The following is a 17,775-nucleotide window of genomic DNA, read 5'->3' as shown; positions in this document are numbered from 1 at the left end:
GAAGCTACCTGCCACCACTGGAGACCTAGAATGAACGCATCGATACCTGACCAGATTTCCAAAGACCTGAAGGACGGGATACTCGCAGGCCTAACAAGGAGAGTCCGTCAGGATGACACGCTACTGCTCGCAATCCGTGGGAAATCCATTGATGTTTACTACCGCGGCGGACGCATTCTTCACCTGACCCCGCAGAGCGGCCAGTCTTATAAGGTTTCTTTCGACGAGAATTACTCGAAAAGCAAGAAGCTGGATCTTCCCGAATCCCCCATATCCACGATCGAGCATTGCGAGGATTGGCTTAGATTTTTGCCAACACTCAAGGAAACCATGAACTTCCATTTCGCGGGCAATCGAAAGTCCGAGCGCGAGTTCCAGCAACTCGTTGCGTGGGAGAACAATAGGTCGGCAATTGCCAACGACACCGAATATTTTATCACGGACGTCGAATTCGCCGATGTCGAACAGGGAACACGCCTCGACATGCTTGGGCTAAAGTGGCTCAGCAAGGACCGCAAGTTCAACGATCGATGCAGACCCGTCTTCATCGAGATGAAATACGGGATAAACGCTTATGATGGCGACTCGGGGATAAAGGGCCACATCAAGCACCTGCAGGCGATCTTGGGCGACGAGGACAAAAAGCAGAAGCTGAACGAGCTTATTGCTTCGCAGTTCAATCAACTAGTCGACCTGGAACTTGTCAAATTCAATCCGAACGCCACTATAAGACAAGCCATGGCAAATGGGGACAGGGCAACATTCGGCACGGCCGGCAAGCCGGAAGTCGTTATGCTTCTGGCCAATCACAATCCGCGCAGTGAAAGGCTCCTTAGTATCCTCCAGACCATCGAAGATCCCGTCGAATTTGATTTGCGCTTTTTCAATGCCAGCTTTGCAGGTTACGGAATGCATGAAGCGTGCATGCTTCGGCTCGATCAATTCATCGGACTCCTCAAGACCTGGGGCAAGGAACTGAATTCGACGCCGCCACCAGTCTGAACTTGACGTCTCAATCCGAAGCCTCCGTGCCAAAGAAACTCCGTGAATAAGCCCATGATATTTGCTATCGGGGACATCCATGGCTGCCTCGAAAAACTGGAATCACTTTTGGCTGCGTGCGACACCGTTCGCGGCAGTCGGAGCGCCCGGTTCATTTTCCTCGGCGATTTCATCGACCGCGGACCACGGAGCAAGGACGTTCTGGATTTGCTGATCAAGGGTGGCGGGGGGCGAGATCGTGATTTCGTTTGCCTTCGCGGCAACCACGAGGAGATGCTGATCCGCGCCGCCAATCGGGATCGATCGGATCGCGATCTCATGACGTGGTGGGGCAATGGCGGCGAAGCAACGCTAGAGAGCTACGGTGTGGACGACCCCAGCGATTTGCCCGTTGAACATCTGGCCTGGTTGCGTAGCCTGCCCCTGAAGACAAGCGACGATCATCGGATGTTCGTTCATGCTGGGATTCGGCCCGGAATATCACTTTCATCCCAATCAGGTGAAGATCTTCTGTGGATTCGAGAGCCGTTCCTGTCGTCCGAAGAAGATCACGGCATCCTTGTGGTGCACGGCCATACGCCAACACGCAATCAGAAGCCCGATCTGAAGCCAAATCGGATAAATATTGATACCGGCGCGTGCTTCGGTGGCCCGCTCACAGCTGCGGTTTTTTCTGACGAGATAGTCACTCCGCTGTTCTTTATCAGGGATTCCGGTGAGATATTAACGCCGAGCGAATAGTAGCATTTGCGGAGCTTTCTGACCAAAATGAATACAAGATCTCAACGCTCTAATTTGTCCCCGTCAAAAATCGCGATGTTTGAACAGTGCCCCAAGCGGCTCTGGCTGTCGGAGCACCACCCAGAGCTCGGTGACCAAAATGAAGGCGTAGGACCATCCTTCAACTCAGATGACGAGGTTCGCGCGCTCACGCGCAGACTTATGCCCGGCGGGAAAAGAATTGAGGCAGATCCGGACCTTCGTGCGGCAGTAGAAACGACGCGTGGCCTTCTGGATAATGGTTACGATCGTCCCATTTTTGCAGCGGCATTGGAGCATGATGGAGTTATTGTTCGAATCGATATCCTCGAGCCGACCGGCAACGGTGCTTGGCGAATAGTTGAGGTGAAAAGCTCCACACGATCGAAACGCCATTATCTCAGCAATGTTGCCACGATCCTGTGGGTCGCAGACAATTCCCAGCTTACGATTTCAAGCGCAGCGATCCGTCACATCGACAGCAGCTTCGTATTGGAAAGCGAAGGTGAATACATAGGTTTGTTCAAAGATACCGAGATAAAAGCCGACCTTACGAAAGTTGCCGCGAAGCGCATTAAGATTGTTAGGGCTGCGCGCTCTGTCGTTGCTAACGCTGAGCCGGACACGCAGCCAGGGTTCCAATGCAACGCACCCGTCACCTGCGAATTCGTTGGCTATTGCCACGCCTCGCTGCCGCCCGAGCCTGACTGGCCCGTGACCGTTTTGCCTCACGGAGGCGGCAAGCGGTGGTTGGCACAGAACGTTACCGACTTGCTTACAATTAATCCCGAGGATCTCACCAATGAATTGCAGCGACGCGTGCATCAAGCAACGACAACTGGCGAACCATTTCACGATGTCGAGGGCGCCCGACTGGCGATGGCGGGATGGGCCTATCCACGAACTTGGCTCGATTTCGAGACGATAGCCTTCGCTGTTCCGCGTTGGATCGGCACGCGACCCTATCAGCAGGTCCCCTTCCAGTTCTCTGCTCACGTAGAGACAATCGAAGGCGCTCTAGACCACGGAGATTTCCTGAGTATCGACGGCGCCGATCCGCGGAGGCCGTGTGCCGAGGCGCTAGTTAAATTGATCCCACTGACAGGTGCTGTGATCGCCTACAATGCAAGTTTTGAAAAGCGCTGCATTCTCGAATTGGCAACCAATTTTCCAGATCTCAAGGGTGAGCTTAGTTCAATTGCGGACCGACTTGTCGACCTTCTGCCCGTCACTCGAGCTAACTGGTATCATCGCGATCAACGAGGCAGCTGGTCAATTAAGGCTGTCCTGCCAACAGTGGACCCAGGCCTCAACTATGATGGACTTGACGTTAGAGACGGGAAAGCCGCTCAGTTGGCTTATCTTGAGTCAGTTTCAACGGACACTACCGCGGATCGCCGACAAGTGATTGACCAAGCACTCCGTGCCTATTGCGGTCGTGATACCCAAGCAATGATCGCTGTGGCATCTCGCTTATGCCGCTCACGCTGACTGTCTTTTCCACCCTCATCAATCATGCAAAAGTCGGCTTTAGCAAACTTGGATAGCCACTCCCGTTTACTCGAATCGTTTGTCTATTGAACTCGTCTGCTCCAATCACGAGCAAAGTGGAGGCTAAATTGATCGAAGAGACTTCCGACGAAAGTTATATGATGAAGTATTCTATCGACGAAATCACGTTGATCGAAGTTGATGCGTTGATTGCGATGGCTAAAGCAAAGATAACAGGCGGCTCTCGAATGGCTAGAATTGTTAGAACTGTGACGGAAGCCCTCTCATTCGGCAAATATTGCGAAAATGGGAAGCCGGAGAAATATTGTGATAGCACCAAAGCAAAATCGATCAACCGGCGCATGAGCCGTGCAGCCGCCGATTTAATGGGAAGGTCGTCAAGACGTGAGTTTGAAACAGGAACAATCCTTGAGCATCAGATGACAATAAAACAACTTCGTGAGCAACTAAGCTCAAGAATTGGATTAGATAGAGAGAGCGCCATTGAAATACTGAGCTCACATCCCTTGGTGACGATTACTACAGCGGAAAACGAAATGCTGACGAAGAACAAGCACCACACCAAGGGCGAGCCCAATTTACGCTACAGCGGGGCGCAAATCGAAATCGTCGAAGTGGAGAAAATTGTGTTTGCAGGAAAGACATCGGTTAAAGCCAAGAAGCGGAACGTTATCGTGGCACCCGGACCAGCGCGCTAGCTGCCTCCCACTTCGCGAGGAAGCCCTGCTCCTGAGCATCAACACATCCCGTCCCTCCGATATGGGCGCGCGGCTGGTGATAGATTCCATAGACGTGCTTCTCAACGCAGCGGTAACAGACGTTATGCTAGCCGTCCCTCATCTGCAGGCTGTCTACATAATCTACGATCCAAAGGGCCGGGTAGCACATGTCGGAAGAACCAGCCGAGGCAAACGCGGCCTGCACCAGCGAATCAACAGCCATCTTCACGGCCGATCTTTCCGTCGTAATCAAATTCCTGAATGGGAAGGACGCTATGCGGCGCCAGGGATTCAAATTCAGGTTCATTGCTATAGAGGACAGTAGATTACGAGCACTCGTCGAGGCGTTCGCGACAGGGCAATTGTGTCCGGACCATCTTGGCGATGGGCCTAGTGTTTCAACAAAGCAAAGGTTTCCACATGTTTGCCATCGAGCATTTTGCGAGATTTAAGGCGTGTTTTCCGTCCCCGCTTGCTTTCGTCGACGGCAACAACCAAGAAGGGAAAAGCCCCGCGGCTTGGTTCAGTAATGTAGACCGGACGAAGCTCGGGTCGACGATTGGCGCACTCCCCCTCGCCGTAAATCGCACCTCACTATTGGCCATGGCGGCAGATGGCGGTATCGGGACCGCGGAAGTATGCATAAGCATTTTCGCCTGGGGAGGAATGCGAGGAAATCACCGAGACCTCCTCTTCGCACGTCCGCTTGACCCTTGGATTGCGATCGCCGATCACGTGCGCCGCAATCAGCTAAGCCGCTCCAGAGCCTACGATTCATTCGCAGCGCTAAGAGCGAATGGCGACGGCAATCCGATCGCTGGAATGGGCCCCGCCTATCTCACTAAGCTACTTTATTTCCTTGCGCCCGGAACTCCCGGATCTCCCAAGGGCTACATCATGGATCAGTGGCTGGGCTGCTCGGTCAATCTGCTGACAGGCAGGCAAGTCGTGAAGCTCGACCAGCAAGTAAAATGGCAAGTAAGGGATGGCCAAGCAAAACAAGTTGTCGACTCTATCGTAAGCAACGTAAATACGGGCCAGGATTACGAAGCGTTCTGTCAGATTGTGGAGGCCCTGAGCCTTAGATTGGGCGAGTCGTGGACGCCCGAACTGACTGAACGCGCTCTAATCGCCGACGGAGGAAAGTCCGCCCATCCGTGGCGGACCTATGTAAAAGAGCAGAGACTTAAGCATTTTTCTTTTGCATGAAATCAGCCACTCTTCCGATGGCATGACTCATCCGCAAGCGCGCGACAGTGCAAACATCATGCGTGCCTGATCGGCTAGTTGGCTCAGCTCGCTACGATATCAAGGGTGGCACACCGAGAACCTCTGGAGACTCAGTATTGTTCCGCACAAACTCCAACAGTTCGTCAGAAGAGTTGAACCATTCGGCGGCTAGCGAGTGCATCTTGAATCGGAGTGACGATTCGAATTGAATGTGGAGTTCTCGCTCTCGTTTTTCCGCAAGCAATGTAGGCCGCTCGCCTTCTTGAAATCTGATCACGCCAAGTAATTCGAGGCGCTCGTGATTCGAAGATTGAATTTGGTTAAAGCGCCTTTGAATCGCCTGGGCCATGGACTTCCCCGTAGGCACCGCCGCAACACCTATTTTTATGGCGTTTCCTCCCTTTAGAAAATAGACAAAGCCGGGTGACTTTTGCCAAGCTGCCATGATGAGATTGTCAGATTTCGTCGGTGCTTTCACGTGCGGCTCCGGTTAGAAAAGGAGGAACGACACCGCCCATAGCCAGCCCTCACATTCTGGTTCGGTCGGGTATGTAGATTTATAGTGCTTGCGCACCTGCTCCAAGGTGTCCATTCCAAAGAATGGACCGTGGCCCTGGCAGAGCAAAGTTCTCCACTCTGGAATCAGCAGCAGTATCAATCATAATGTGCAGTAAGAACATGCGGGGATTACGTATCGGCACAATGACGGCACAGGAAGATGCAGCGTGCCCATCAACTGAAACTGTTAGAGGAAATGAATGCGTAACGATAAGCGGCGCACCCCGCCACCTGCAATCCTACTGCAAATCAACCAAGAATACGTCTCGTTACCAGCCATTCTCGATATTCAGTTCGCGCCACGCGTCGTATACGTCCCGGACGCACGACCGAACGTCCCGAATTAAGTCGCCATCCTTCACGTTAATGCATCGTAGAATTTCGTTGAACGCGACGCTGTTGAGGACAGCTGTGTTAAACGCGCCTGGGCCGTCCACAACTTCAGTGCTAGCATTTCCCTGCATCTTAGTGCGAGCCCGACCAGTCTCTAACAACATGTGTTTAGAGGCGTTGGCAACGTCAGTTACGATAGCAAAACTGGGCTGATAGCTTTCAAGTGCCGCTTGAAACTCATTCGTTTTGTTCAATGCTGGATTCGATGCTCCAGCACTCGACCATACCTTCCCCCTGTTAGCGGTCAGAATCCAGTCGCGATAGCTTAGGAGAGACGTGCAAGCATGGTAAGCCGCACGGTGGTTCGGCTGATTATTCAAGAACTCCAACACGTCCACCGTAACAATGTGTCTGAAAAACTCGGACGGTGCTTGGATGGTGAATGTCACAATGCGCTCCAATTTTACTAAGGATTACCGCACGCCCAACTCGTCGCGAACGCTCGTTTAACCAGCGATTCTTGCGTGATCGCTGTTCAATGAAATGGACGTCTACCTCCTCACTTAGACAATTGAAACGATATTACACAGCTTGAACCAAGACTGGTCCTCTCGGAATGAAATTCAAGAGATAGGAGTGAGGCTTTTGAAACCCACGCAGTAGGCTGATCTTAACACCCGGTGAAATGGGCTTCAGGTTTGTAACTTCCCAAAAAATCGTCCAGCTTCCCTGATTGTCTAGGGGATATTTCGTCGTGCTCGCCGGACGATATTTCATGCCGTCTTTGTGTGCGCCGTTCCGCGCTACGCTAAAACCTACAAATCTTGCCGACCAAGTCACCGTCGGTGGATTGAGTGAGCGTGTCGCATCCGACGCATAGAGGAGAGCGTCGCATTCATCGCCCTTCAGGAACTCGGCCAGCTTGTTGAACAGCTCCCAGTTCTTGCTCCCAAATGCAACCTTGCCCACCTCCCTCAAGGTCTCCTGCCCTGATATGAGATGCTCCTCGGGGACAGGGGCCAGCAATGCAACACTCATCCTCAAGGCCTTTCATTACCGCGGCATATCGCGGCGCATCCTTCAAAATCCACAGAGACTGCGGGGTAGCTGTCGACAGGATCGCTCAAAACTCACCGAGTGTCGCCTAATCGCATTGCGACGACTAGGTTTCCACGCCACATAGCTCATTCATCGCATTGTGCACCAGCTCAGCCCGCGCCGTTAGAAACGCCTCGTAGTCGCCAGCAACTAATTCGTCGAAAGGGATGAGGTGGCTGGCTAATCTGGCGCGCACCTCGGGTTCACCGAGGTTAGATCCCTCGCGCCGTTCGGCCAGGTATTTCTCGGGGTCTTTGTCTGAGATATTGCGGTTAGTCTTCCAGGTTACCACTGCGCAGTTTAGCGAGCGGTAGATACGCTGGTCTTCATAACCTCGCCGTTTGAGGTGGGCGTCAGGAAAGAGGTGGTGATACTCGCGCTTGGCCAGGTTGGCGCGGCTTACTGTGCTGCCGTCAGCCAGATCAATACCACCGTGCTTGAGTGCAATAGCTAAAATCGCTCGTGCTACACGGTCCTTCTGCTTTGGCCACGCTGCTTCGATCAATTCCTGCATCGGCGGTAGAGGATGCTGGACCTCTTCGAAGACTATCGGATTCGGAGCACTAGAACCGAGGATCAAGGGCTTCAACTCATTGAAATCGACCGCCGCCCGCGAATTCGTTGATTTCTCGTAACGATTGGTGAAGAACGCGCGCCACAGATATTTGCGCATTATTGAACGGGCACGGCCCTCCGCATCAAGGCCATCGGGAGCTATCGCCCACAACGCTGACAGAACCGGCACCACAACATCTGTAGGCAAGCGCGTTGCGTCAAAGATGCGCTCCTCTTCGAGGAAAATCGCCGCCCGGCGAATACCCTCGACCAAAGAGTCCCAATCTTTTAGCATCCTCTCCCCGAAATCGCTTCCCATGTATGTTGCGTTGGTTGGCGGGCGGCCTTGGAGAAGAGCGCTGGCGTATAGGACCAATTCCTCTGGCGGATAGTATTCTGCGATTATTGGGCAAGTTTCCTTAATTGTCGCAACAAGGTCATGAAGCGACGTGCCCATCGCGGCTTCGACTTGAGCAACGACAACGTCGTAAATCGAAAGGGGAGAGGCCGAGGTATTCATTTTGATGAAGACATCGAGGGCGGTTCCCTTTCTCGTGGACACCGGCAACGATAGAAATGGGAGATTAAAGGTAGCGAACTTCTGGCGGATTTCTCCCCGTATGTAAGAAATCTCCTCGCGCTCATCTGCGTCTGGGATAGCCTCTTTAGCCCAATCCTTGTATCGCTCTTGAGCTTCATCGCCCGGCGCGCAGAGGTGAAGTGGAATCATCCTGCGCTTCCACAACTCACTCGGCGAGTCCGCCCAAAATGGTCGAGATGACTTGTCCGATGTTTTCTTCCAACGTGCGATGGAATCCACGTAGTAGGGCATTTCCGTTTCTTCATCAGGCTTCAAGTAGATAAAGAACGTTCGCGCCTCGTAGTTGTTGTGCAAGCCCCGCCAAAGTCCGGTCAGCCGCTGCTGACCATCTAAGAGATGTTCCGTGATGCGCTCGCCGGTTAGAGGCGCACCTTGGATAACCCGCGATATGAATGGCTCTTTATCGCCAATCTCCAATACAAGCACTGCACCTACCGGAAGTCCTTGGAGCGCCGTGTTGAACATTTGGGTGACATTCGCATGCGACCACGCCTCAAAACGTTGAAACCGCGGAAGAACAGTTTGGCGCAGGCGTATACGCGTGAACCAATCTGGAAGCGTTCGGTTTTGGGCATTGATCGACATACGTTCTCTCATCGTTGGACACCGGGCGATCCATTCGCTCAGTGTGAATCTAAATTTGGTTTGAAACTTCAACCTCTTGAACGCTCTGCCTCTTGCTAACCGGCAACAATCCATCCCAGTCCAAGCGCACTCTCAAAAAGACATATCAGGGCCTGAACTCCCGTCACCGACACTTCATGTCGACCATTTGTAGCTGCTAACTATCATGTCGATGGCTTTGGCTATTGCACCGACGGCGTTGACTGCTGAATCAACGACTCAAGGCTCCTCAAGCCTTACTTGGTTAGAAAATATTAGTCTCTCTCAGAGCCCTAAACCTGTCTCTAAGCTGGCGGCAGGAAGATATCCTCCAGCAACTCAAACGACCTTAAGAGCCTATCAAACGTCAGGGCGTCAATATCTTTTGCGTGTGCATCAGCTCGGTGTTTGTTTACTTCGTTCATTGCAGCAGCAATCTCACTTTTAGAAACGGATGCGGTAGAATATTCATCACTAAATTGAACCAACTGAAGTATTTCGATGAAATACAGGGGACTTCCATTTCTTGAAAACGCTTCGCGGCGACCAAGGGAGGCCAGCTCTTGTTTTCGTTTTGCCGTGAGACATGCGTTCAAAGCTAGTGCCCATTGCTCAGCATCCAGGCGCTGAGACCACCGATATAGCGCCGTCCTAATTTCCTCTTCAAGGCGGTTTCGACGGTCGCCTATTTCACGCCAACGGTCGCTTAACCCCGGGGATTTCAAACTGCTAAAATTTGCTTTTACAGACTCGGCAATCGCGTCGAATCCAAATTCGTAGTCGTCCCCTCTGCGCACGACAAGCCCGTAGCCGATCAGATGTTCAACGTAGGCTGGATTATATTGATACATCTCTAGAAATGTTGAGCTATCGCCTCTTGCCAAGTATTCGAGCATTGCATGCTCATCCGGATAGAATCTTTTTAGCGTGCTCAGTATCTCGCTGAGGTAGCCGTGGATATCGGCAGCAGCGTCCCGCTCCGCTTCTTTGCAAGCGGATAGCGAAACCTCTCGTGGGCGATTTATCGAGATCTTCCTGTGAATTTGGCTGCATAACTGCCGAATAAAGAATGGGTGCCCTCCGAACCTCTGATGAATGTAGGAGACAACAGCTGGTCCGAAGTCCAGTCCCATAAAATAACCAAGACGAGTGACAAGGTCACTCGTCTCAGACGACGTTAGCATCGGAATGAATGTCTTCGGCGCGAACAAATACACCGGGTTGTCGACTTCTTGTAGTTTGGCCATTTCGAACAAGTGTGGGTTTGTTCCGACAAAGCAAAAGGAGAGCTTATGCTTCTGAGGGCTTTGGAAAAACGCCCTCGCTGTCTGCCAGAACAGTAAAGAATCGTTGTTCTCGCGCCAGTGGCTCGACGCTGCGGTGCGCGGCGAAATGTTCTCAATCTCATCGAATATTATTAGAACATCCGTGCCCGCCGCAGACAGGGCTTCATTCATACACCTCCGAAAATTTACTGAAATTTTATCAGGGCTATCACCTAACTCTATTTCCAATTTTCGAAGGTTAAGCTCTCGTCGAACTTCCATTACCAAATACTGTAGTAGGGGTCCGAAGCGTCTAGCGTGAATTGCCGGATCCTGACAATCGACCAATATTGTCCTGCATCCTGTGGCTTTTGCACGCCGCTGGATCGCATAAATCGTCGACGTTTTTCCGCTCTTCCTTAAACCGAAGAGGCCGCTGTTTTGCCCAGACTTATGAAGGTCAATGACGTTCTCAACAAGCTTTCGCCGACCAAAGAAAAAGTATTCGTGTTTGAGTGGGGATTGATAACCGAACAGATCTCGGATCAGGTAATTTCTTCGGACGGCATTAAAAATGAAGTCTTCGTTCGAGGCATGAAAATCGTCGAAGTGAAACGGGATCACGATTGGATATTCTGGATCTTGCGACAGGTAGTGGCGAATGCTGTTTTCGATATTCTTATCTCGGCTAATCAAGAATCTGAGTGACCGATCGACTCGAACGTCGTCGAACTGGTCGCAGACCATATCTATTGCTTGCAATGTGCGTGATTCAAATGTCTCGTAGTCGGAGAATAGAACGACAATTTCTCGTTCCACATTGAGCACGGTCGAGATGGCTTCCGTCGGACGCATCAAGAATGCGCGATACGAGCTGTTTCCAACTTGGATACTGTCTGCAGCCCGCGTGATGTAGAAGTGCCGTGCTAGCCGCATGATGGCCTGCCGTTCCGCAAGCGTAAATATCACCATTTGGAAAATTGGATTTACGCCGGCATTCGTCGCCATTTTGAGGATCCCTCAAAGTCTTGGTGAAAGGGCTAGTCCATCATAACCGGAGGGCAACGGCAACCTTCGATTGTTTAACGCTTTAGTCGCTGTTGTGCGGGACACGCATTTGAGGACGAATGGTTTCGTGCCCCACGTTCTCTCGATCGCAGCGGACCCCTAGACCCCTTGACCCCATTGTGACATCGGCTTCAACCCAAGAGACACTATTCTCGAACGCGCTTTAAGCTCAAGTCGGCCCAAAACGGCTCGATCCATGAAACATGGAGCGTTGCCTCAGCACGGCAACGCGTCCGAGGCGCTCGGTTGCTCGGCGACAGACGGGCCTCCTTGATCCCATAGGTCATTCCGAGTTCTGGCTCTGCCCGTGGCTCAAACGCGGCACATAAGCGGCACAATGGTTTAGTTGCGGGCCAACAGGGATAGACCTTGGCTTTGAGCCGGCCGCGTCCTTCACTCAGTAAACACGAGTGATTTGAGCAACAGACAATGGCGACCATCAGAAAGCTACGCGGTCGCTGGCAGGCACAGGTCCGACGTCGGGGCGTCGCCCCGCGAGCGAAGTCTTTCGATACGAAAGCTGGTGCACAGCGCTGGGCTCAGGACCTGGAAGCAGAAGCTAATAGGTCCGGCTGGGTCGCTGATACGCGACTTGCCGAGAAAATGACACTCCGAGAGCTTCTGACGCGCTACTGCGCTGAGGTAACACCTACCAAGCGCGGGGCGGTGTCCGAGGCATCGCGGATCAGCTCGATATTGCGCTGCCCCATGAGCTATCGAACGCTCGCCAAGTTGACCAGTGCTGACGTTGCGACGTATCGAGACGAGCGTCTCAAGAGCGTGGCCCCCGCGACAGTAGTTCGCGAGCTCAACACCTTGTCCCACGCCATCGAAATCGCGACACGCGAGTGGGGGCTCTGGCTACCTCGCAACCCGGTGAAACTCGTCAGGCGCCCGCAGGTTCCCCGAGGACGCACCCGGCGCCTTAAGGCGGGCGAGGAAGGCCGCCTGCTCGCCGCATGTGATAGCGGGCGCACTCCATTGATGAAGCCTCTGATCATACTTGCGATCGAGACCGCGATGCGCCGAGGCGAGATACTCGCCCTCGAATGGCAACACGTCGATCTTGTCCGTTGTGTCGCGCACTTGCCGCTGACCAAGAATGGAGATTCCCGCGACATTCCGCTGTCACGACGTGCCGTAGCGATCCTCAAGGGGCTTTTGGATGAGAAGAATCGGGACGCCGATCGGGTGTTTCCGGTCACGGGTAACTCGATCCGCCTCGCCTTTGAGCATCTCCGTGTCCGGGCTCAGATGGAAGACTTTCGCATTCACGATCTCCGACACGAGGGCATTAGCCGTTTGTTTGAAAAGGGTCTGAATATCGCAGAGGTCTCTGCGATCTCGGGCCACAAGGAACTGCGCATGCTGATGCGATACACGCATCTGCGGGCAGAGGATCTCGTCAGTCGCCTCGACTGACGTTCAACATGCACTGAGGATTACCATGATTAATCCTGGCTGCGGGCACATTGGTTGCGGCCAACGCGAGCATCTGTCACGCCCAAACCCGAGCGATCAGCAAGGCTGAGCATTCCCTCATCACGAACTCTTATGGCCAAATCCTGAAAGATGCAGGTTCCGCTCAGTATCGAATGCAGTCGATCCCACTCGCCGATAATCAGAAAGATGCAAGGACCGTTTATTGCTTCGAGGTCAATGCGAAAAATTCGTATGGCGGATACACAGGTTATAAAGCTGTCATTGGGCGAGTTACGCGAACGAACGGGAAGATCGTGTCGTATATCCCCGACAATGACTCCGGATCTATCCCTGGCTCAACTGCCGACATGTGTCGGGCCTTTGGGTATTCCTTCTAGAAAAACTGATAAGTCCGATGTTGCCTGGTGCGGGCAACATCGGCGACTGATTGACCATTGCGCTGATGCATCATTTGATTGCGGCAGTCGAAGTCTTAGAAAAATGCGAGACCCCTACTCCTATGCCGCCTGTGTCCGGGAGTGCTTTCAGGTCGGATCCTTGGGACTAGCGCTAAATGAGTCCGTGGTGTTGGAAATAAGGCCAACGTCGGTCCTAAGGTGGTCAGATAAAGGCGCAGTGTTCGGAATGTGTTGAATGCTGTGATGCCGACACCCTTCGGATGACAACCGCGAAGCGATCTCTCCGTCCATAAAGGCGAAAACCATTCCCGAGGGAGCCTTCGTTCTTTTTGCTATAATCCCTTTGACCGGTTTTGCCGGGCCTCGGCGCAAGGATATCGACGATGAAAGACGAATCAGACGGCAGGAATGCTTTTGAGGACGATATCCTTTCCGATCTTGATCTATGGGCCGAAGGAGATGGCGACGAAGACATTTCGGCTGCGATAGCGATGCTGGATGTGTCCTTGTCTGACGACACTACTGTTCCCAATACCGTTGTCGTAGACCCGGAATGGATGGCGGACGTTCGTGAGCTGGCACGAAAGCATGGACCATTTTCGACGGCTCACATCATGAAAATTACTCCGATATTACTGGCTTCTCATGATCGCGCTCCCGGTTTTGGCCAATGAGTAGGGCGATTAAATCCGAGTCTAACTCAGAACTTTCAACCACTCTAGTTCCGTCAGAGGAAGCCACGATCGAGCTGGCCGCCCCCTTGGCTGATGCCCGTATGCAGAGCATTAGAGACTATCAAGATCGTGAGAAACTCGGGAAAGCTAAGTCCAAGGCCCAGGACCGCATTTTCCGGGAGATCGCTGCCAAATTGGCTAGGCCCAACCGCGGTTGGTCTCCGATCTCGGACCGCGAACTCAAATCTAAGACTCGTGAAGAGCGTCTCCGGGCGCGCAAGGCCCGCAACAAGCAAGATCAGCGCGCGAGGGCTGCCGAGTCCGCGACACGAGCCGCAGCGGTGGTCATCCACGCCATTACGAGAGAGCAGTTCGCTGACCGACTAGCGGGCCTCCAACGATGGCTGGCGCTGCCCGATCATCGTTCACGTAACCTACGTCGTCGGTCAGCAGATATCATGCGGGCTTGGGTGGTTCGCCGAGACTATGTCGGCCTTCATGGTCGGGAGCCAACCCTCGCTGCGTTTGCCGATACGTTCGCGGCTCGCTTCAAGCAGCCGATGACAAGGCAGATGGCGCAAAGACGACTAGCCCTGCTGGCCGTTCTTGAGGCCACGGGTGGACCTTTTGCGCCGGCATTCTGAGGCCGTCGAGATCTCACAACCGTGGCGGCTCTCGCGAACCTTACCCGAGTCAAAGTGTCACCGAGTCACAAGTAAGTAAGTAAGTAAGTAAGTAAGTAAGTAAGGAAGAAGAAAGTAAGAGTCGGATGGGTGACGTTTTTGCCTCGGGTAAAAACTCTGCGGCGATCGAAGGCTTCGGCGGCTGCGCCGCCTCGCAAGAAAGAAAGGCCGGGCCAAGGCCCGGCTCGAGCTTCGCTCGCGGCTGATAATACATCGACCGGAAGTATGGATCAGACACCGAGAACACCCGCGGTCGTAAGGCGGCTCCGCAGCCACCCCCAACCGAGAACTTGCCGCGCCGGGTCGAGGGATGACTAATGGCGAGAAACGAAATCTGAATGCATCTCCTTGGCGCTCAGGTCTTCACTGGTGAGTCCAAATAACATCTCCGCGGGCGACCTAGCTCAAGAGATGTCGGACTCATCAGCGAGCTTCTCAGAGCCCCTTGGGCCCGATGCGAATTGACGCGTTTGGTCCAACCACGTTTGGACAGGCGCGCCAAGGTTAGCCCAACGCGATCGCCGAGAAAACGACTCCCCTTCGCGTGCTATAATCTCACTGTTCAAGTGGGAGCGAGGTTCATGACGAAATTCATCATCGGCGTAGTCGTCGGCATTTTCTTGGGTGCCTCGGTCGGCGCGTATGGAGCTGTCGCAGCTCCACCCGCGACATTGTCGAGCTGGACCGTTGCGAACGACGTGAAGCGATGCGCTCTCATCCCTCACCAGCGGCAGCTACCAATCGAGTCGATCGCGATTGATATGCTCTCTTCAGATTGGTCGTCCGGCCGTTAGTTCCCTGCCTGCACCCTCGTGGGATGCACTTCGATTTCCGAGCCGCCACTCCCGGCCGACGGAGATTGCCCCGGTTCGATATCTGAGATCCAACTATTCGCATCTGCGGTGGGCCAGGCCAAGTCTTGGCGGACGGCTTACTGTTGAAATGATCGTCTGATCCCTCGTTGGTCGTCTGTATCTAGTATGTCCAGCAATGACGCCCGGAGTTACCGAAACAGTCTTTTCTGCATCTGCATGTCCCCTCGACCTTCCGAATCGGCAACTCCCTCTTCAAAAATCCAACACCCGAATACCGACCACCTACCATTAACCTTCCCACTTTGCAGCCACAAACCAGAAAAGTGAAAAGTGCTGCAAGCCGTATTTGCGCTCAAGATCGACATTCGAAGCAAGCTTGCGACCTACCATATGCAGATCGAGCAAACTTCGTCCGTCGCTACAATAGCAGCGCGCCTGGCTCAAAATCTCGTTGAAAAATGAGCCCACTACCGAGGAAGTGCGCGCTTTATCGAAGCCAATTCGTATTCGTGAGAACGATGGATCGAGTGATAACTGTGCTCAATTTGTCAGATTGGACCCTTCCTGTGCCTGCGCCAAGTTTGCATGGCGCGTCACATGGAACGTCATATGAGGTGCCGCAGAAGATAGTAATGGTCATTGCAGAACCTAGGCTTGAACCGTAAGGCTGCTCAGTGTCTCGGCAGCTATTCGCTTCAACCTTGGGAGTGGGCTCATTGGCGTTTCAAATACGGGCTACCATCTGACCTGCTCCCCAATTTGCCCTCGTTTATAAGTAGAGTCTGTTCTGGGTTTGGGCCCTGTTGGGGCGGGTCGCGAACTCGGTCGGTGTGAGCCCATTGAGGCTCGTGTGCGGTCGGTTGGTGTTGTAGTCGATCCTCCATTCCTCGATGATCTGGCGAGCTTCGTTTAGATTTGCGAACAGATGTTCGTTCAAGCACTCGTCGCGCAGTCGGCCGTTGAAGCTTTCGACAAAGCCGTTCTGCATGGGCTTGCCGGGTGCGATGTAATGCCACTCAATCCCGAGCTCCTCCTGCCAGGCCAATATCGCATTTGAAGTGAACTCGGTGCCGTTGTCGCTGACGATCACGCGGACAGCCGCGGGTCTCGATGACGCGGTCGAGTTCGCGCACGACACGCAGGCTGGTAAGCGAGGTGTCGGCGACCAGGGTCAGGCATTCACGGGTGAAGTCGTCGACCAGGGTCAGGATACGGAAGCGCCGGCCACTGGAGAGCGTGTCCATCACAAAGTCGAGTGACCAGCCCAGGTTCTGATCCCGCGGGATCGTCATCGGCGCCCGGGTGCCCAGAGCCCGTTTGCGACCACCACGTTTACGCACGGTCAGCCGCTCCTCCCTGTAGAGTCGATACAGCTTCTTCCGATTGATCCGGACCCCTTGCCGAGCCAATAGCAGCCCCAGGCGACGGTAGCCGAAGCGGCGGCGTTGCGAAGCCAATTCCTTCAGCCGAGCCCGCAACGCGCCATCGTCCGGTCGCGTCGAGGCATAGCGGTAAGTCTTCGGCTGCAGGCCAACCAGCTTGCAGGCCCGCCGCTGCGAGTAGCCCTTCTGATCGATCGCCCAGGTCACAGCACGTCTCCGCAAGCCGGGCGTCAGAAGTTTTTTCCGAGCATCTCCTTCAGCGTCGACGCATCCAGCATCGTCTCCGCCAGCAACTTCTTGAGCTTGCGGTTCTCTTCTTCCAGCGCTTTCAGCTTGCGGGCGTCGGAGACCTCCATCCCGCCATAGCGCGATCGCCACTTGTAGAACGTCGCATCGCTGATGCCGTGCTTGCGACAGAGATCGCTCGCCGACATCCCGGCAGCGTGTTCCTTCAGCACCTTGATGATCTGCTCTTCCGTGAACCTGCCTTTCCCGAGTAATCATAGATAGAACTTCCTTGCCGCCCGCTAATTAGACGGGCGGCTATATAAGCAATGCTTCTTCTCGCTTCCGATTGCATCTTCATTACCTTGCGTCAGAACCCGCTATCGAACATCGTTTCCCTTTGAGTTCCGCCCGATCTGGCATGTCGATTGCGAGGTCAGGCCGGTCCAGTTAGTTGAAGTGTTCATCAACCCCAGATGGAGGGCAAGCTCAAATGCTCCGCCCTACGTTTTCGTGGTCATTTTGATTATGGGAATTCGTCCAATGACCCGGCAAAATCCACCCGCCACAATCCCGGCGCACCCCGAACAGCCCTTCCCTGGCGCACCCGACACGATTCGAACGTGTGACCTTTGCCCTCGGAGCCTTGCTCCTTCCCCAACCAGCCCCCCAAAGGCCGTTGCCGATGCCAGACCAATCGGCTAAATGAAGCCCCACTGCACCCGTAGCTCAGCTGGATAGAGCGTTGCCCTCCGAAGGCAAAGGTCACACGTTCGAATCGTGTCGGGTGCGCCAATAAAGTGCACCCCAATATCCTTGTTCCCCGGGGGTCACGCAGCGGAGTGATGAGTG

Annotated in this window: 13 protein-coding genes, 1 tRNA gene and 1 pseudogene; 10 read left to right on the top strand and 5 right to left on the bottom strand. The window is 53.7% G+C overall.

Features of this window, described 5'->3' with window-relative positions; genetic code table 11:
• Nucleotides 1–30: 30 nt before the first annotated feature.
• The 5 genes from JQ600_RS02530 to JQ600_RS02510 all read left to right on the top strand — a co-directional run bounded on the left by JQ600_RS02530 (nucleotide 31) and on the right by JQ600_RS02510 (nucleotide 5,201).
• Nucleotides 31–1,002, top strand: a complete 972-nt coding sequence (locus JQ600_RS02530) for a hypothetical protein (protein WP_212489658.1) — start codon at nucleotides 31–33, stop codon at nucleotides 1,000–1,002.
• 42 nt (nucleotides 1,003–1,044) lie between these two features.
• Nucleotides 1,045–1,743 (top strand): metallophosphoesterase family protein, encoded by a 699-nt coding sequence (locus JQ600_RS02525; protein ID WP_312017238.1) that lies wholly within the window; start codon nucleotides 1,045–1,047, stop codon nucleotides 1,741–1,743.
• A 27-nt stretch (nucleotides 1,744–1,770) separates the two neighbouring features.
• Nucleotides 1,771–3,252, top strand: a complete 1,482-nt coding sequence (locus JQ600_RS36665; RefSeq protein ID WP_249135647.1) for a DUF2779 domain-containing protein — start codon at nucleotides 1,771–1,773, stop codon at nucleotides 3,250–3,252.
• 128 nt (nucleotides 3,253–3,380) lie between these two features.
• The gene (locus tag JQ600_RS02515; RefSeq protein WP_212489657.1) at nucleotides 3,381–3,971 is read left to right on the top strand and encodes a hypothetical protein; all 591 of its coding nucleotides are present in this window, start codon (nucleotides 3,381–3,383) and stop codon (nucleotides 3,969–3,971) included.
• Nucleotides 3,972–4,412: 441 nt separating this feature from the next.
• Nucleotides 4,413–5,201: a hypothetical protein gene (locus tag JQ600_RS02510; RefSeq protein WP_212489656.1), complete on the top strand. Its 789-nt coding sequence runs from the start codon at nucleotides 4,413–4,415 to the stop codon at nucleotides 5,199–5,201.
• Nucleotides 5,202–5,292: 91 nt separating this feature from the next.
• Here JQ600_RS02510 and JQ600_RS02505 read toward each other — a convergent pair whose 3' ends face one another.
• From JQ600_RS02505 to JQ600_RS02490, 4 genes are all read right to left on the bottom strand, one after another.
• A complete protein-coding gene (locus JQ600_RS02505; RefSeq protein ID WP_212489655.1) occupies nucleotides 5,293–5,700 on the bottom strand; it encodes a hypothetical protein in 408 nt (135 codons plus the stop codon).
• Nucleotides 5,701–6,695: 995 nt separating this feature from the next.
• Nucleotides 6,696–7,151, bottom strand: a complete 456-nt coding sequence (locus JQ600_RS02500) for a hypothetical protein (protein ID WP_212489654.1) — start codon at nucleotides 7,149–7,151, stop codon at nucleotides 6,696–6,698.
• Between the two features lie 124 nt (nucleotides 7,152–7,275).
• Nucleotides 7,276–8,952: a DUF262 domain-containing protein gene (locus tag JQ600_RS02495; RefSeq protein WP_212489653.1), complete on the bottom strand. Its 1,677-nt coding sequence runs from the start codon at nucleotides 8,950–8,952 to the stop codon at nucleotides 7,276–7,278.
• 323 nt (nucleotides 8,953–9,275) lie between these two features.
• Complete coding sequence (locus JQ600_RS02490) at nucleotides 9,276–11,243, bottom strand: hypothetical protein (RefSeq protein ID WP_212489652.1); 1,968 nt, start codon at nucleotides 11,241–11,243, stop codon at nucleotides 9,276–9,278.
• A 768-nt stretch (nucleotides 11,244–12,011) separates the two neighbouring features.
• Here JQ600_RS02490 and JQ600_RS02485 point away from each other — a divergent pair.
• From JQ600_RS02485 to JQ600_RS37165, 4 genes are all read left to right on the top strand, one after another.
• Nucleotides 12,012–12,725, top strand: a complete 714-nt coding sequence (locus JQ600_RS02485; protein WP_312017237.1) for a site-specific integrase — start codon at nucleotides 12,012–12,014, stop codon at nucleotides 12,723–12,725.
• 802 nt (nucleotides 12,726–13,527) lie between these two features.
• The gene (locus JQ600_RS02480) at nucleotides 13,528–13,818 is read left to right on the top strand and encodes a hypothetical protein (RefSeq protein WP_212489650.1); all 291 of its coding nucleotides are present in this window, start codon (nucleotides 13,528–13,530) and stop codon (nucleotides 13,816–13,818) included.
• A gap of 1,264 nt (nucleotides 13,819–15,082) precedes the next feature.
• Nucleotides 15,083–15,295: a hypothetical protein gene (locus JQ600_RS02475; protein ID WP_212489649.1), complete on the top strand. Its 213-nt coding sequence runs from the start codon at nucleotides 15,083–15,085 to the stop codon at nucleotides 15,293–15,295.
• Between the two features lie 351 nt (nucleotides 15,296–15,646).
• Nucleotides 15,647–15,778 (top strand): hypothetical protein, encoded by a 132-nt coding sequence (locus JQ600_RS37165; RefSeq protein ID WP_283815716.1) that lies wholly within the window; start codon nucleotides 15,647–15,649, stop codon nucleotides 15,776–15,778.
• Nucleotides 15,779–16,085: 307 nt separating this feature from the next.
• Here JQ600_RS37165 and JQ600_RS02470 read toward each other — a convergent pair.
• A pseudogene (locus JQ600_RS02470) lies at nucleotides 16,086–17,189 on the bottom strand (IS3 family transposase); the annotation flags it as partial.
• A 452-nt stretch (nucleotides 17,190–17,641) separates the two neighbouring features.
• On the opposite strand from JQ600_RS02470, the gene JQ600_RS02465 reads away from it, so the two are divergent.
• Nucleotides 17,642–17,718, top strand: a tRNA-Arg gene (locus JQ600_RS02465).
• The last annotated feature ends 57 nt before the right edge of the window (nucleotides 17,719–17,775 follow it).

Origin of the sequence: Bradyrhizobium sp. AUGA SZCCT0176 (genome assembly GCF_018130145.1) — a bacterium.
Classification (GTDB): domain Bacteria; phylum Pseudomonadota; class Alphaproteobacteria; order Rhizobiales; family Xanthobacteraceae; genus Bradyrhizobium.
This window is presented reverse-complemented; position numbering and strand designations above follow the sequence as displayed.

Coding starts and splice junctions, on each gene's coding strand:
- JQ600_RS02490 (WP_212489652.1), bottom strand. CDS start 11,243: ATGGCGACGAATGCCGGCGTAAATCCAATTTTCCAAATGGTGATATTT.
- JQ600_RS02485 (WP_312017237.1), top strand. CDS start 12,012: ATGAGCTATCGAACGCTCGCCAAGTTGACCAGTGCTGACGTTGCGACG.
- JQ600_RS36665 (WP_249135647.1), top strand. CDS start 1,771: ATGAATACAAGATCTCAACGCTCTAATTTGTCCCCGTCAAAAATCGCG.
- JQ600_RS02475 (WP_212489649.1), top strand. CDS start 15,083: ATGACGAAATTCATCATCGGCGTAGTCGTCGGCATTTTCTTGGGTGCC.
- JQ600_RS02500 (WP_212489654.1), bottom strand. CDS start 7,151: ATGAGTGTTGCATTGCTGGCCCCTGTCCCCGAGGAGCATCTCATATCA.
- JQ600_RS02480 (WP_212489650.1), top strand. CDS start 13,528: ATGAAAGACGAATCAGACGGCAGGAATGCTTTTGAGGACGATATCCTT.
- JQ600_RS02495 (WP_212489653.1), bottom strand. CDS start 8,952: ATGTCGATCAATGCCCAAAACCGAACGCTTCCAGATTGGTTCACGCGT.
- JQ600_RS02510 (WP_212489656.1), top strand. CDS start 4,413: ATGTTTGCCATCGAGCATTTTGCGAGATTTAAGGCGTGTTTTCCGTCC.
- JQ600_RS02530 (WP_212489658.1), top strand. CDS start 31: ATGAACGCATCGATACCTGACCAGATTTCCAAAGACCTGAAGGACGGG.